Origin of the sequence: Rhodoferax aquaticus (assembly GCF_006974105.1) — a bacterium.
GTDB lineage: Bacteria > Pseudomonadota > Gammaproteobacteria > Burkholderiales > Burkholderiaceae_C > Allorhodoferax > Allorhodoferax aquaticus_A.
Map to the genome: position 1 here is coordinate 3,743,116 of NZ_CP036282.1, position 13,811 is coordinate 3,756,926.

General features: G+C 53.3%; 13 protein-coding genes. 5 read left to right on the forward strand and 8 right to left on the reverse strand.

Annotated elements, in window-relative coordinates:
• The first annotated feature begins 19 nt into the window (after positions 1-19).
• The gene (locus tag EXZ61_RS17350; protein WP_237218994.1) at positions 20-2,383 is read left to right on the forward strand and encodes a penicillin-binding protein 1A; all 2,364 of its coding nucleotides are present in this window, start codon (positions 20-22) and stop codon (positions 2,381-2,383) included.
• Here the strand turns inward: EXZ61_RS17350 and cyaY are convergent.
• Positions 2,373-2,711 carry an iron donor protein CyaY gene (cyaY, locus tag EXZ61_RS17355; protein WP_142812948.1) on the reverse strand — a complete coding sequence of 113 codons (339 nt, stop codon included), beginning with the start codon at positions 2,709-2,711 and terminating at the stop codon, positions 2,373-2,375. The two genes, EXZ61_RS17350 and cyaY, sit on opposite strands and share 11 nt — an antisense overlap.
• A 20-nt stretch (positions 2,712-2,731) precedes the next feature.
• Between cyaY and lptM the strand changes: the two genes are divergently transcribed.
• Positions 2,732-2,866 carry an LPS translocon maturation chaperone LptM gene (gene lptM, locus EXZ61_RS22630; protein WP_142812949.1) on the forward strand — a complete coding sequence of 45 codons (135 nt, stop codon included), beginning with the start codon at positions 2,732-2,734 and terminating at the stop codon, positions 2,864-2,866.
• A 46-nt stretch (positions 2,867-2,912) separates the two neighbouring features.
• Here lptM and EXZ61_RS17365 read toward each other — a convergent pair whose 3' ends face one another.
• The 5 genes from EXZ61_RS17365 to EXZ61_RS17385 all read right to left on the reverse strand — a co-directional run bounded on the left by EXZ61_RS17365 (position 2,913) and on the right by EXZ61_RS17385 (position 8,835).
• Positions 2,913-3,506 (reverse strand): protein-methionine-sulfoxide reductase heme-binding subunit MsrQ, encoded by a 594-nt coding sequence (locus tag EXZ61_RS17365; RefSeq protein WP_142814298.1) that lies wholly within the window; start codon positions 3,504-3,506, stop codon positions 2,913-2,915.
• 20 nt (positions 3,507-3,526) lie between these two features.
• Positions 3,527-4,534 carry a protein-methionine-sulfoxide reductase catalytic subunit MsrP gene (gene msrP, locus EXZ61_RS17370; RefSeq protein ID WP_142812950.1) on the reverse strand — a complete coding sequence of 336 codons (1,008 nt, stop codon included), beginning with the start codon at positions 4,532-4,534 and terminating at the stop codon, positions 3,527-3,529.
• A 45-nt stretch (positions 4,535-4,579) separates the two neighbouring features.
• The gene (gene ccsB / locus EXZ61_RS17375; protein ID WP_425353588.1) at positions 4,580-5,938 is read right to left on the reverse strand and encodes a c-type cytochrome biogenesis protein CcsB; all 1,359 of its coding nucleotides are present in this window, start codon (positions 5,936-5,938) and stop codon (positions 4,580-4,582) included.
• 3 nt (positions 5,939-5,941) lie between these two features.
• Positions 5,942-8,065, reverse strand: a complete 2,124-nt coding sequence (locus EXZ61_RS17380; protein ID WP_142812951.1) for a cytochrome c biogenesis protein ResB — start codon at positions 8,063-8,065, stop codon at positions 5,942-5,944.
• A gap of 116 nt (positions 8,066-8,181) precedes the next feature.
• Entirely contained in the window at positions 8,182-8,835 is a 654-nt protein-coding gene (locus EXZ61_RS17385) for a c-type cytochrome (RefSeq protein ID WP_142812952.1), read from the reverse strand.
• A gap of 70 nt (positions 8,836-8,905) precedes the next feature.
• Between EXZ61_RS17385 and yihA the strand changes: the two genes are divergently transcribed.
• Positions 8,906-9,631 (forward strand): ribosome biogenesis GTP-binding protein YihA/YsxC, encoded by a 726-nt coding sequence (gene yihA / locus EXZ61_RS17390; RefSeq protein ID WP_142812953.1) that lies wholly within the window; start codon positions 8,906-8,908, stop codon positions 9,629-9,631.
• Here yihA and EXZ61_RS17395 read toward each other — a convergent pair.
• Positions 9,625-10,506 (reverse strand): LpxL/LpxP family acyltransferase, encoded by an 882-nt coding sequence (locus EXZ61_RS17395; protein WP_142812954.1) that lies wholly within the window; start codon positions 10,504-10,506, stop codon positions 9,625-9,627. The two genes, yihA and EXZ61_RS17395, sit on opposite strands and share 7 nt — an antisense overlap.
• The gene (locus tag EXZ61_RS17400) at positions 10,499-11,335 is read right to left on the reverse strand and encodes a lysophospholipid acyltransferase family protein (protein ID WP_142812955.1); all 837 of its coding nucleotides are present in this window, start codon (positions 11,333-11,335) and stop codon (positions 10,499-10,501) included. The genes EXZ61_RS17395 and EXZ61_RS17400 overlap by 8 nt, the downstream gene beginning before the upstream one ends.
• Positions 11,336-11,532: 197 nt before the next feature.
• Between EXZ61_RS17400 and metK the strand changes: the two genes are divergently transcribed.
• A complete protein-coding gene (gene metK / locus EXZ61_RS17405; RefSeq protein ID WP_142812956.1) occupies positions 11,533-12,714 on the forward strand; it encodes a methionine adenosyltransferase in 1,182 nt (393 codons plus the stop codon).
• Between the two features lie 47 nt (positions 12,715-12,761).
• Positions 12,762-13,793 (forward strand): adenosine kinase, encoded by a 1,032-nt coding sequence (locus EXZ61_RS17410; protein WP_142812957.1) that lies wholly within the window; start codon positions 12,762-12,764, stop codon positions 13,791-13,793.
• Positions 13,794-13,811 lie beyond the last annotated feature (18 nt).

The window sequence follows — 13,811 nt, forward strand, 5'->3', positions numbered from 1 at the left end:
ACACTGGTGGACGTGAAAATTGACCAATACTACAAGCCCCAAGACCCCACCAGCAACACTTGTTAGCTTGCTTGTACGGGGACTGATATGGGTATGCGGGCTGACAGCTGCCGGTGTATTGGCGTTGGTAGCTGTGATTGCAATGGCCTTGGCGGTTGCATACCCTAACCTGCCAGATATTTCAGATCTTCTGGACTACAGACCTAAGCTGCCTCTGCGGGTGTTTTCCGCAGAGGGCGACCTGCTTGCCGAGTTCGGCGAGGAGCGGAGACACCTCACCCCCATCAAAGAAATCCCCAAAGTGATGATCGACGCCGTTCTGGCCATCGAAGACTCAGAGTTTTATCAGCATGGTGGCGTTTCTTACAAGGGATTCGTGAGAGCTGCAATCGCCAACCTTGGGCGATCCAAAAGCCAAGGCGCCTCAACGATCACGATGCAAGTGGCCAGAAACGTGTATCTCAGCGCTGAGAAGAACTACATGCGCAAGATCTATGAAATTCTGCTGACGTTCAAGCTCGAGCATTTGCTCAACAAGGATCAAATCCTTGAAATTTACATGAACCAAATTTTTTTAGGCAATCGGGCCTATGGATTTGCTGCAGCAGCAGATGCCTATTTTGGCAAACCGCTTAAGGAAATAACGATTGCGGAAGCTGCTATGTTGGCTGGATTGCCCAAGGCTCCTTCAGCCTACAACCCTATAGTCAATCCCAAGCGCGCGCGCGTTAGACAGCTGCACATTATCGATCGCATGCTAGAAAATGGATTCATCACGGCACAACAAGCGGAAACCGCCCGGACGCAGGATCTAAAGCTAAATAGCCCCTCCAGTGCGACCCGAGTCCATGCCGAATACGTCACCGAGATGGTTCGCCAATTGATGTATGCGCAGTATGGGGAAGAGACCTACACCAGAGGGCTTGACGTGCAGACCACCTTAAGCAGCTCAAACCAAGATGCCGCATATAGGGCGTTGCGCCGCGGGATTATGGATTTTGAACGCCGTCAGGTCTATCGTGGTCCAGAGAAGTTTATTGCTTTGCCCAGTACACAGTCTGAAAGAGACGATGCGATTGATGAGGCTCTGGATGAACATCCTGATAATGGCGATGTACTTTCAGCAGTTGTTCTAGAAGCGGATGCCAAGCAGATCAAGGCAATTCGGCAAAACGGTGAGTTAGTTGAGATCAGCGGAGATGGATTGAAGCCTGCCCAGTCAGGCCTATCAGACAAAGCGCCGCCGAATATCAAGATTCGCAAAGGTGCAGTGATACGAGTAACGAAGACTAGCAAAGGCACATGGGAGATAACTCAATTGCCTGAAGTCGAAGGCGCATTTGTCGCCATCGATCCACGCGATGGTTCGATCAAAGCCCTTGTTGGAGGATTTGACTTTGCCAAAAACAAATTCAATCACGTAACCCAAGCTTGGCGACAACCTGGATCAAGCTTCAAGCCGTTCATTTATTCCGCAGCATTGGAAAAAGGATTCACCCCTGCTACGGTCATCAACGATGCACCGTTATTTTTCGATGCCAGCGTTACAGGTGGCCAACCTTGGGAGCCTAAGAATTACGACGGAACCTTTGAGGGCCCCATGACCATCCGTCGTGGATTGGCAAAGTCCAAGAACATGATTTCCATTCAAGTCTTGCAATCTATTGGCCCTCAATATGCACAAGACTGGATCACAAAGTTTGGCTTTGAAGCGGAGCGGCATCCGGCCTATTTGACAATGGCGCTAGGGGCGGGATCAGTGACCCCAATGCAAATGGCCACGGGCTATTCGGTATTTGCAAATGGCGGCTACCGCGTTAACCCGTGGTTGGTCACACAGGTTAAGGAACAACGAGGAAAGGTCTTGGTAGGAGCCAAGACCCCCTCACTAGACGAGACGTCAAGAGCCATTGATGCACGCAATGCATTCATGATGACCAGCCTGTTGCAAGAGGTTACACGCTCAGGAACCGCTGCACGCGCGCAAGCAACCTTAAAGCGCCCTGACGTATATGGAAAAACAGGCACTACGAATGATTCAATGGACGCATGGTTTGCTGGCTACCAGCCCACCCTGGCTGCAGTAACTTGGATCGGATACGACACACCTCGCAAGCTCGGAGACCGAGAAACCGGTGGGGGACTTAGTTTGCCCGTATGGATCAGCTTCATGGAAAGCGCACTCAAAGGAGTTCCCATTTCTGAACCACCAGCGCCAGAGGGCGTAGTCTATGTGGGTGGAGAGTGGTACTACGACGAGTACGCAAAAGGCGCTGGAGTCAGCAGTTTGGGCTTAGGAGAGAAGTCAGACGCCCCGAGCGGCGGAACTCCTGCGCCCGCAACCGAAGAGAAGAAGAAAATCTTGGACTTCTTCAAGAACTAAGACTTGTAAATTGAAGATCGCGCCCTGCTTGCTCACTCGCGCAGCGCGCGAGTATGCTGGGGAGGCTACCCAGCCCTTTGCTGTCCTCCCAACCTGTTGCAACCCAACGAAAGTGGTAACCGCCGGACCTCGCGGCCAGCCATACTTCTTGAAGCGGTTTTTGCAAATTGAGAATGACTTGACTTCTGTTTGAAAAAGTAATGGTTAGCATGTTCCCGATACGCTGATTGTCCAAATCAACATCCATCTCTTCGTTCAAACGGTCGCAGTTAGTCTCAATGCCGTTTAGCAAAGCCTCAGCGCGGTCCATAAACTCAGCATCTGTCATTCTCACCTCATCACAATCACATGAAAAAACTTCAGCATACGTTAGCTTTAGTAGGAGTTGTAGGGTTTCTGCTTGCTGGTTGTGGGCAGCCTGGCCCACTCTACCTTCCCAAGCCTCCAGACACACAGGCGTCAAGCCCTAGTAACTCCAGCTAACTTGCCGCCTAAAGCAGGCTCTCAAGGCCAGCGCGAAAAAGACACGCTATTTTGAGGCATTACGTATACGCCATCCCAAAAGCATGGCGACTATTGCCGCATAGACAAACACTTCGTTGAAGTTGTTCTTTCCTGCTCGCATCCAGAAGAAATGTACCAATGCCAAAACGGCGACGACATAGACCAGCCTGTGCAGCATCTGCCATCGGTCCCCCCCCAACCATTTGATGGCACGACTAAACGAAGTAGCGGCTAAGGGCGTCAATAGCATCAAGCACGCAAAGCCTACAAAAATAAATGGGCGTTTGGCAAGATCAGACCCAACATCAATGAGTTCAAAGCCCATGTCCAACCAAGCGTAGGCGAGAAAGTGCACGACGACATAGAAGTAGACAAACAGCCCCAGCATCCGCCTAAACCTAGCCAACGCGGAGATCTTGAAGGTAACCCGGAGTGGGGTGATGGACAAAACTACGCAAAGTATTCTTAAAGTCCAATCCCCCGTCGACCGCACCAAAGCTTCTGCCGGATTGGCCCCAAGCTGATCCGACCAAGCTGCAACACCCAGCCACAGCACGGGCAAACACCCAAGGAAGAAAACTACAGACTTAGTGCTCCGGTGCAAGAGCCACTGGTTCAGAGAATTGCGCACATGCACCGTCAATACAGCTTCTTCAAATCCATCCCAGCGTAAAGCTGCCCCACCTGATTCTCATAGCCATTAAACATGAGAGTCTTGCGTTTTTTCGAAAACAAGCCGTCTTCGCCGATCCGCCGTTCAGTGGCTTGACTCCAACGTGGGTGGTCTACCGCTGGGTTAACGTTGGAATAAAAACCGTATTCATTGGCTGCTGCCTTGTTCCATGCAGTAGCCGGCTGACGGTCAGTGAATCGGATCTTGACTATGCTTTTTGCACTCTTGAAACCATACTTCCATGGAACCACAAGTCGCACTGGAGCACCACTTTGATTGGGTAATACCTCTCCATACATTCCAAATGTTAGCAATGTCAAAGGGTGCATGGCTTCATCCATTCGCAGACCTTCGACATAAGGCCAATCCAAGACACGGGACCCCACGAGGGGCATTGTCTTTGCGTCCGCAAGAGTCACAAACTCCACGAACTTTGCGCTCCCTTGCGGCTCCACCCGTTTAATTAGTTCAGCCAACGAGTATCCCACCCATGGAATCACCATCGACCATCCCTCAACACACCGCAACCGGTAGATACGCTCTTCCAGGGAACTAAGCCTTAGCAAGTCTTCCAGCGCCCACCTACCAGGTCTTTTGACCAGGCCCTCGACATCAACCGACCATGGACTGGTAACCAAGGTATGCGCATTCCGGCTCGGGTCTGCTTTGTCTGTGCCAAACTCGTAAAAATTGTTGTAGGTACTGGCATCTTTATAGGCTGTCGGTTTTTCCATAGTGACGCCTCCGTCAAGGGTAGCCACACGTGCAGCCAAGGGCGTCAGCTTGCCTGGAGACGGATACACTTGCGACGTTTGCCCGTGGACATGGCCCGAACTAAGCGCCGCCAACGGCCCACTTGAAACCCCTAATGCCAAGCGCTTCAGTGCTCCACGTCTGTCCTCGTAGATAGTCTTCGGTGTTATCTCGCTTGGGGGCACATGCTCTACCCCGGAAGCATTTGATTTAATCAACATAGCCCATCCTTCTATTGAGCCTTGGTCGGCGGGACTTAGACGTTCTTACAAGGTACCGTAACTGTGCAGACCACTCAAAAACATGTTCACCCCAATAAAGGCAAATGTCGTCACCGCCAAGCCCCCCAGGGCCCACCAAGCGGCCACATTGCCCCTAAGGCCTTTCACCAAACGCATATGCAACCACGCGGCATAGTTAAGCCACACAATCAAAGCCCAGGTTTCCTTTGGGTCCCAACTCCAATAGCCCCCCCACGCTTCCGCTGCCCATAGAGCTCCCAAGACGGTTGCAATGGTAAAGAAAGCAAATCCCACAGCGATGGACTTGTACATGACATCATCCAAAACCTCGAAGGAAGGAAGCCGTGCGGCCAATCGCTTGCGACCGAACACGATGCTGCCAATGACCAAAGCGGACATACCAAAATACACGGCCCAGTAATCACTTAAACCACTTGCGGATGCTTTGCGAAATACCAAAGGCTCAAAGCACAACACGATTCCCAACAACCACAAGGGCGCAAGCCTGTACCACCGTGACTCCGTTGCTGACTGTTTGATCAAGTAGGCGAAGGCCACCATAGCGGCTAGAGCGAAGGTACCGTACCCGATAAAGTTAGCAGGCACATGCAACTTCATCCACCAACTCTTTAGCGCGGGCACCAAGGGCTGTATTTCATGCGCCTGGCGCACCAAGGTGTACCAAAGCAAGAAGCCCACCGCAGCACTCACCACCAACATGACAAATGCCCCCAAAGAACGGGTCTTGTATTGCGCTTCGTAGTACAAGTAAAAGGTCGCCGTCATCCAGCAAAACAGAACGAACACCTCGTATAAATTGCTGACGGGAATATGGCCAATGTCAGGGCCTAACAAGTAACTCTCGTACCAACGCATCATGGTGCCAGTCAAGGCCATGGTGACTGCGACCCACAAAAGCCGAGAAGCCGTCTCTTCGATACCATCAGCACGCTCTTTCAGGAACACGCCTACCCAGTAGAACGCCGTGCTCACAAAAAACAGCATGCTCATCCATAAAATGGCAGACTGGCTTGACAGAAAGTACTTGAGCCAAAACACAGTTTCTGCACGTTGCATGGTGCCCTGATAAGACCATACACCCAGCAAAGACAAGAAAGCCACCACCATCATCAAGGTCCGCAGGGGTCGCCAAAACCACCCCAACCAAATCGCAGCCGGAACGCTTGCGATCAAGATGCCTTGTTCATAGACATCCATAGCACTGCTATACAGAGACAATGCGTACAAGGCTCCTAACAACGTCAATGCGGCAAACACCCAATCCCAAGCGTTGCGTTTGCTAAAAAACCCCTCATGAAGGAGCACCTCTGTGGCGCCTGATTGAGACACACTCATTTGGCTGTTCATGTTCGTCATTGTCATCTCTTAGTCCGTGAGGCCCAAAACCTTGTCTTTGAGTTGTTCAAACTCCCGGTCGCCATCCATTGTTTTTCTGTTCATGGACATGGCCATAGTGACTTGCGACGTCACATGGTTACCCGTGGTCACAGGAGCGAACCATACCCACAACCGCCGCTCTCTGATGTACAACATGGCAAATATCCCCAGAATCAAGAGGGCACATCCAAGATACACGACCTTCTTGCCTGGTGCCCGCGCAACTTGAAAGACACTGGCTTGTACCTGATTGAAGTTGGTCAGTTGCAACACCACAGGAGCAGGATACAGCGGCACATCACTCAGCGCCAATACCGCTTGGGTCATAAACTGTTGGGTGCTTGTTTCTGCAACTAGCGGCTTGAGCCCTTCCGATTCGCGTGCAACTTGCGCCAGTTCAAACAGCGTGCCGTTCAAAATGCGGATCAACACTTCGCCAGCTTTGTTACGTTCAGACTCTGGGACGTTGGCCTCAATAAAGTCTGAAATAGCCTGCAATCCGGCCACTGGCGGGCTACCTGAGTTTTGCGGTCCCTTGCCGGCAAACAAGGCCAAAGCGCGCGCAGAAGATGCCGCAAGTTGATCGACCAACTCGGGCCGTTTGGCATCAACAGATTTGCTTGCATAGCGCTTTACGGCTCTTTCGCGCATGGCTGCGTCCGACAAGGCCCCGCTTAGTCGAAAGAACTCGTCCATGCTGCCATTGGCGTCCACAGGAACACGCAAGTAACGGAACGGTTCCGATGGAGACTCGCGCATCCCAAGCAAATAGACTGGCGAACCATCCCCCATATCCACCGGCAGCATGTAATTACTGAACTCTCGCGCTTGTCCAGCGCTGTCGCGCAGCTTGTAGCTAACGCTTGGCCCTACATTGCGCAGGTTTTTGTTTTCATGGGTTTTGTTTGCCGCTCCCATGCGCGCATCCAATGAAGCTCTCAAATCCACTTTGCGAACGTCCGTCGCAGCTGTTTCTTGTGCGAAGTTCTCCACATTGATCACACGAAGACCTGTGTACTCCACGCTCAGCTCTTGCACGCCACCTTGAGCCACCAGTTTAGACGACCCACCCACGGTACCTTGCAGGTCGAAAGGCTTACCGTGGCCACGTATCGGCATTGCGCGTAGCTCCAAACTACTACCGCCATCATCAAAACTGGACTGGTAAATCTCAATACCCTTGAAGTTTGCCGGATGGTTCACCTCAACGCGCGCAGGCTTGGCTTCCCCGGTCGCCAAGTCGTGAATCACCACTTCGCTGGCAAAAAGCTTAGGCATACCGGTTGAGTAATACTCAACGATGAACTTCTTGAGCTCTATGGCGAATGGCAACTCTTGTAGCAATACTCCATCCGACTGACTCAGCGTAGCCGTACTCGATTGCGTCCCTTCGCTCACCAATACATTCCCCCTGAAGGTGGGGTTGCGCTCGCTCAACCTATGTTGGACAGGTACGTCCGCAATCATCCCTCCACCTGTATATGGTGTCTTGCCGTTGAAAAGCATTTGAGCCCGAACAACCAGGTCACCATCCAATAGCCCACCCACACAAATCAAAATGATGGCGCTATGCGCTGCAATATAGCCAAGTTTATTGGCGGAGCCAATCTTGGCAGCAAGCATCCAGCCCCCGCCATCGCGTTGCTGCAGTTTGACTTTCCATCCACCGGAGGTCAGCAGACGACCAATTCTGTGCGAAGCACCTTCTGGAGCCTCTTCCATAGAGGCCTGTGCGCGATGACCAAAGGCCAACAGGCTTTGCTCGCGAAGGTTCTCTTTGTAAGAGCGCAGATCCTTCAATATTTTGGGAGAGTTCCGCGCCACACATAACGATGTGCTGAGCACCAAAAAAGCGAGAATCAGCAAGAACCACCAAGCGCTGTAAACGTTATAGAGACTTACTGTCGCAAAAACTTCCGCCCAAAATGGTCCAAACTGATTGACGTAGTTTCCGTAGGGTTCGTGCTGCTTAAGCACCGTACCAATCACGGAGGCAATACAAATCACCGTCAATAGCGATATTGCAAACCGCATGGAGGACACCAACTCCACGGCCGCGCGCCATGCCCGAGATCCCGTCTGCAATACAAAGCCCTCAGTAGAGGCAGTCATAGTCAAATCTTTAAAGCGCCAAAAAAAAAGGGCAGACCACGCATCCAGTGGGCCCGCCCCGTTAGGGTTAGTTTGGGTGGGATAGTTCCCTTCCCAAACTACTAATTCACTTCAAATCAACGCAGTCCTGCAATGTAATCAGCCACTGCTTTGATTTCACGGTCATTCATCTTCGCAGCAACTTGGTTCATTTGCGCGCTGTTCTTGCGAACGCCATCTCTAAAGGCCACCAGTTGAGCCACAGAGTACTCAGCATGCTGACCACCCAAACGGGGGTACTGGGAGGGCAAACCTGCGCCGTTTGGGCTGTGGCATCCAGCACAGGCTGGCACTTGGCGGTCCGCGATGCCACCACGGTAAATACGTTCACCCAAGGAAACCAACTCTTTCTCCTTGGCGAAGCCTGGCTTTGCTTTTTGCGATGACACCCAAAACGCGATGTTACGCATGTCTTCATCTGACAAAGCCGAAGCAAAGCCCTTCATCACAGCGTTGTTGCGCTTGTCGGACTTGAACTCCTGCAGCTGCTTCACCAAGTATTCTGGGTGCTGCTGAGCGAGCTTGGGATACCCTGGCGTTCCAGAGTTGCCATCAGCACCGTGACAAGCCGCGCAAACCGCTCCGTAGCTCGCTGAGCCCTTGGCTAGATCAGGCTTTGCTTGTTTGCTAGCTGGAGCCTCGACATGGGCTGCAGGAGCGTCTGCGGCTATAGCGGAGAACTGAGTTGCCACAGCTGCAGCAGCGAATAATAAATGTGCAATCAACTTCATAGGAATGATGTTTCTGGTGAGCAAAACTGCGACATTCTACAATGCGGGTCCGGGTCTTACTCCTAAATAAATGACAACCAATACAAATCCCCCCTCACTTTCGCGACCCGGGTTACCTTCGAGTACCCCAGAAAAATCCGAGTCCGCCATCGCCATGGGGTGGATGCATACGGCCAGATTTCTTACCACCGCGCCGCAGTTGCATTTTTTACCAAAGCTTGATGTACCCGAAATTGCTTTCGTGGGACGATCCAACGCAGGAAAATCCACTTGCATCAATACGCTGACACAGCAAAAACAGCTGGCTTTTGCCTCCAAGAAGCCAGGCCGCACCCAGCATATCAATCTGTTTGCACTGGGCAAGCAAGGCGTCACAGACGCCATATTGACCGACTTACCTGGTTACGGTTATGCGGCAGTTCCTAAACAAGACAAAATTCGTTGGCAGCAAGTAATGGCGAATTATTTGGTGACCCGGGAGAACCTGAAGGGCATTGTGCTGATGTGCGACCCGCGACACGGCATGACAGAGCTCGATGAAATCCTCTTGGATGTGATTCGGCCAAGGGTGCAAGAGGGACTTAAATTCCTCATCGTTTTAACTAAGGCCGACAAACTGAACCGCAGCGAAGCCACCAAAGCGCTATCGATTGCAAAACTCCAAGCGGGTGGTGGCGAGGTCATGCTCTTTTCAGCGCCAAAGCAAAAAGGCATTGATGATGTGGCAAAGCTCTTATGGAAATGGGCACACCCCAGTACCCCAACCACTGCGCCAACGGACACGACTGCTCAGTAAGGACCTGCCTCCCCATCGGGCCTATCCTTAAACCGCTTGTGCACCCAATAGTATTGCGCGGGCATGGCGTCAATGTATCCCTGAAGTCGCAGATTCATGGTGGCAGTGTCTGCGCGCAAATCCGCTGTAGGAAAGTCTCTCCACGCCGGCAGCAGTTCAATGGAGTAACCCTGCGCTGTCATTCGCGCAATAACCGGAACCACTTTGGCTCGTCCCAGCTTGGCAAACCTCGATAGTGATGGCACGGTCGCAGCCGGCACTCCATAAAACGGGACAAACAAAGACTCTTCCGGACCAAAGTTCATGTCGGGTAGCAAGTACAGTGGCTCGCTTCGCTTGAGCGATGCAAGCACTGGCTTTACCCCATCGACGCGTCCCAATACATTGGGCGAGCCAAAACGCCGGCGGCCACGCAAAATCCAAGCATCAGACGTTTTATTTTGCTGATCGGTGTAGATCGTGGTGAAGCGCCTAGGCACCCCGAGAGTCAAAGCAGTCCAAGCAGCGTCCAAACCAAAAAAATGTGGTGCGAATAGGACCGTAGGCTCTTGCCCGTCTAGCTCGTGACAAGCCCCCACCAATTTCAAGCGACGACGCAAGAGCTCCGGGGATGCAGTCCACAGCCACCCACGATCTAACCATGCTTGTGCAAAACCGACAAAGGTTCGCAGTGAGTAAAGACGGATTTCCCACGACGTCCAATGTGGGAAACACAAACTCATGTTGGTACGTACTACCCTCCTTCGCGACCCCACCCCCACATACAAACCCAGACCCAGGAGAACTCCCAAACAACGAAGCACGGGCAAAGGGAGCCGCCCTAGTTGCTCCACCAGGCCCAAAACCACCGTGGTTAGGTTGATAGGCTTAGGCATGAGAATTTAGCTTAGGCGCTTTGTAGCGGGCATAGCCCCACAAGTACTGAGATGCAGCAGCTTTGATCACTGCCTCCATCGCCTGATTGATTTGCACTGAAGCACTTGTCAAATCTGCCGACAAGTCACCCTCAAAGGGGCGAACATGCACGATGTACCCACGCCCCCAGGGGCGCCGTTCTCCCCAAGCCACCAAAATGGTGGCTCCCGTTTGGATGGCCAATCGGGCCGACAAGGTCATGGTGTACGCCGGCTTGCCAAAAAACGGGGCCCATACCCCCTGATCCATTGGAGGAACCTGGTCGGGCAGCAGCCCTACGCATTGACCTTGCTTGAGTGCGCGAATCAACTGCTTAACGCCTGCCAAGGTTGTAGGCGCGGTCAGCAACCCTGGTCGCTGACGAGCCGACTCCACCACGCTTCGCAACCAAATCTGCCTAGGCGGCCTGAACAAAACAGTAATGGTCCGCCCAGCAACACCAAAGCGCTTGGCGTAGGCTTGTGCCGTCACTTCAAAGCAACCAACATGCGGCGTCATGAACACAATGCCCTTGCCAGAGTCCAAAGCATGATCTATCAGCGCATCGCCATCCCATCGCACGCGCACGGGACGCCCAAACCAAAGGCGAGGTAACTCCGCGACCATTTTCCCTGCGCAGCCTACAGCTCCCAGCAAACTTAACCAAGAAACCCCCGCCTGCTTTGCATTGAACAAGAAACGTCCCCTGTAGCTCGGAGAGGCAAGGAACGCCACCCAACCCAGTGCACACCCTAGTCCATGCAGCAGCCACAAAGGCAAACATGAAAGCAAACGAAATAAAAGTGTCATGACTGGGCTAAAATCCGCGCTGCCGCTGAGTTATGGAACTACTTGCAGGGCGGCACTCACAAGGGCTATTCTAAGTAGGAGCGCCATTGTGCCTTGTCAATGACAAGACATCTGCTAAAGCGTTCGCAAAAGGCCATCCGGTCCAAGCAACGCGGACAAGAACTTATGATCCCGAACTTGCAACTGGAGCGTTAAACATGGCCAATGACTTCCTCTTCACGTCTGAATCCGTCTCAGAAGGTCACCCCGACAAAGTCGCTGACCAAATCTCGGATGCGATTTTGGACGCCATCTTCAAACAAGACCCCAAATCCCGCGTCGCCGCAGAAACGCTGTGCAATACCGGTTTGGTCGTGCTGGCTGGTGAGATCACCACCAACGCCCATGTGGATTACATCCAAGTGGCGCGCGACACCATCAAGCGCATTGGCTATGACAACACCGAATATGGCATTGACTACAAAGGCTGCGCTGTTTTGGTGGCCTATGACAAGCAGTCCAACGATATCGCCCAAGGCGTAGACCATGCGTCGGACGATCACCTCAACACCGGTGCCGGCGACCAAGGTTTGATGTTTGGTTATGCCTGCAATGAGACCCCTGAGCTCATGCCTGCCCCCATTTACTACGCCCATCGCTTGGTAGAGCGCCAGGCCCAGCTGCGCAAAGACGGCCGTCTGCCCTTCTTGCGCCCTGACGCCAAGAGCCAGGTAACCATGCGCTATGTGGATGGCAAGCCCCACAGCATTGATACGGTGGTGCTGTCTAGCCAGCACAGCCCAGAGATGAGCAATGGCACCACCATGAAGCAAGAGTTCATCGATGCCGTCATTGAAGAGATCATCAAGCCGGTGTTGCCTGCGGAGTGGCTCAAAGACACGCGTTATTTGGTGAACCCCACAGGCCGCTTTGTGGTCGGTGGACCCCAAGGCGACTGTGGTTTGACGGGTCGCAAAATCATTGTGGATACCTATGGTGGTGCTTGCCCCCACGGTGGTGGCGCGTTCTCTGGCAAAGACCCAACCAAGGTGGACCGTTCTGCCGCTTACGCTGCGCGCTATGTGGCCAAGAACATTGTGGCAGCCGGTTTGGCCAAGCAATGCCAAATCCAAGTGGCCTACGCCATTGGTGTGGCTAAGCCCATGAATGTGACCGTGTACACCGAAGGCACTGGTGTGATCTCGGATGAGAAAATCGCCGCACTGGTCAACGAGCACTTCGACTTGCGCCCTAAGGGCATCATCCAGATGCTGGACTTGCTGCGCCCCATCTACGAGAAGACTGCGGCTTATGGCCACTTTGGCCGTGAAGAGCCTGAGTTCTCTTGGGAACGCACCGACAAGGCCCAAGTGCTGCGCGCCGCCGCTGGCTTGAATTAAACCACTGGCTTCGCCCACTCCCAGACATCATTCGACGCACAGTTTTCATGCCCAACTTCAAACCTAACGCAGCCCAGCACTACGACATCTATGCCATCGGCAATGCCTTGGTAGACGCTGAATACGAAGTGAGTGACGCCCAACTGCAGGCCATGGCCGTCGAAAAGCGGCACATGACCCTGATCGACGCAACGCGTCGTGCTGATCTGCTGCAGGCCCTCCAAGGCTTGCACGCGCGTCGCACAGGTGGGGGCTCCGCGGCCAATACGGTTGTCGCCTGCGCCCAATTGGGTGGCTCGTCCTTCTACTCGTGCCGCGTGGCGGATGACGGTCTTGGTGCATTCTTTACCCAAGACTTGGCAGACAACGGAGTCGACTCCAACCTTAGCCGCACCCAACCGACAGCGGGACAGACTGGCACTTGCATCGTGATGGTCACTCCAGACACCGAGCGCAGCATGTCGACGTTTTTGGGCGCCACTGCAGACTTGGATCACACCGCGCTGGATGAAGACAGTCTTCGCAAGGCCAAGGTGTACTACATGGAGGGCTATTTGGCGGCATCACCCACGGGTTTGGATGCAGCCTTGCAGGGCAAAAAAATAGCAAAGGATGCGGGCGTATTGTTGGCCACCACCCTGAGCGACATGACCATGATCCAGTACTGCCGCGCTGGCCTAGAAGCCATCATTGGCGATGGACTGGACTACCTTTTTTGCAATGAAGAAGAAGCCCAAGTCTGGTGCGGGTCCACAGACTTAGCTGCAATTTGCAGCCAAATCCGTACGCTGGCCAAAACCGTATGCCTGACCCGTGGTAGCCAAGGTTGCATCGTCTTGCACGGCGAGGAGCAAACCGCAGTTCCTGCCGCAAACGTGCAGGCGCTGGACACCAATGGCGCAGGCGACATGTTTTCTGGCGCGTTTTTGTATGCGGTTACGCACGGCCACAGTGTGACCCAAGCCGCATGGCTGGCCAACCAAGCGGCAGGTCAGGTGGTCAGTCAGTATGGCAACCGCTTGAGCAAAGAGACTATGGGCAGCATCCACACTCGGTTTACCCAGCACATCGGCGGCTGAACCTGTCCACCTGCGCGT

Bases quoted from the DNA above. Each gene is read 5' to 3' on its own strand.
- cyaY (WP_142812948.1), bottom strand. From the start codon at position 2,711: ATGACAGATGCTGAGTTTATGGACCGCGCTGAGGCTTTGCTAAACGGC.
- lptM (WP_142812949.1), top strand. From the start codon at position 2,732: ATGAAAAAACTTCAGCATACGTTAGCTTTAGTAGGAGTTGTAGGGTTT.
- msrP (WP_142812950.1), bottom strand. From the start codon at position 4,534: ATGTTGATTAAATCAAATGCTTCCGGGGTAGAGCATGTGCCCCCAAGC.
- ccsB (WP_425353588.1), bottom strand. From the start codon at position 5,938: ATGACAATGACGAACATGAACAGCCAAATGAGTGTGTCTCAATCAGGC.
- EXZ61_RS17380 (WP_142812951.1), bottom strand. From the start codon at position 8,065: ATGACTGCCTCTACTGAGGGCTTTGTATTGCAGACGGGATCTCGGGCA.
- EXZ61_RS17385 (WP_142812952.1), bottom strand. From the start codon at position 8,835: ATGAAGTTGATTGCACATTTATTATTCGCTGCTGCAGCTGTGGCAACT.
- yihA (WP_142812953.1), top strand. From the start codon at position 8,906: ATGACAACCAATACAAATCCCCCCTCACTTTCGCGACCCGGGTTACCT.
- EXZ61_RS17395 (WP_142812954.1), bottom strand. From the start codon at position 10,506: ATGCCTAAGCCTATCAACCTAACCACGGTGGTTTTGGGCCTGGTGGAG.
- EXZ61_RS17400 (WP_142812955.1), bottom strand. From the start codon at position 11,335: ATGACACTTTTATTTCGTTTGCTTTCATGTTTGCCTTTGTGGCTGCTG.
- metK (WP_142812956.1), top strand. From the start codon at position 11,533: ATGGCCAATGACTTCCTCTTCACGTCTGAATCCGTCTCAGAAGGTCAC.
- EXZ61_RS17410 (WP_142812957.1), top strand. From the start codon at position 12,762: ATGCCCAACTTCAAACCTAACGCAGCCCAGCACTACGACATCTATGCC.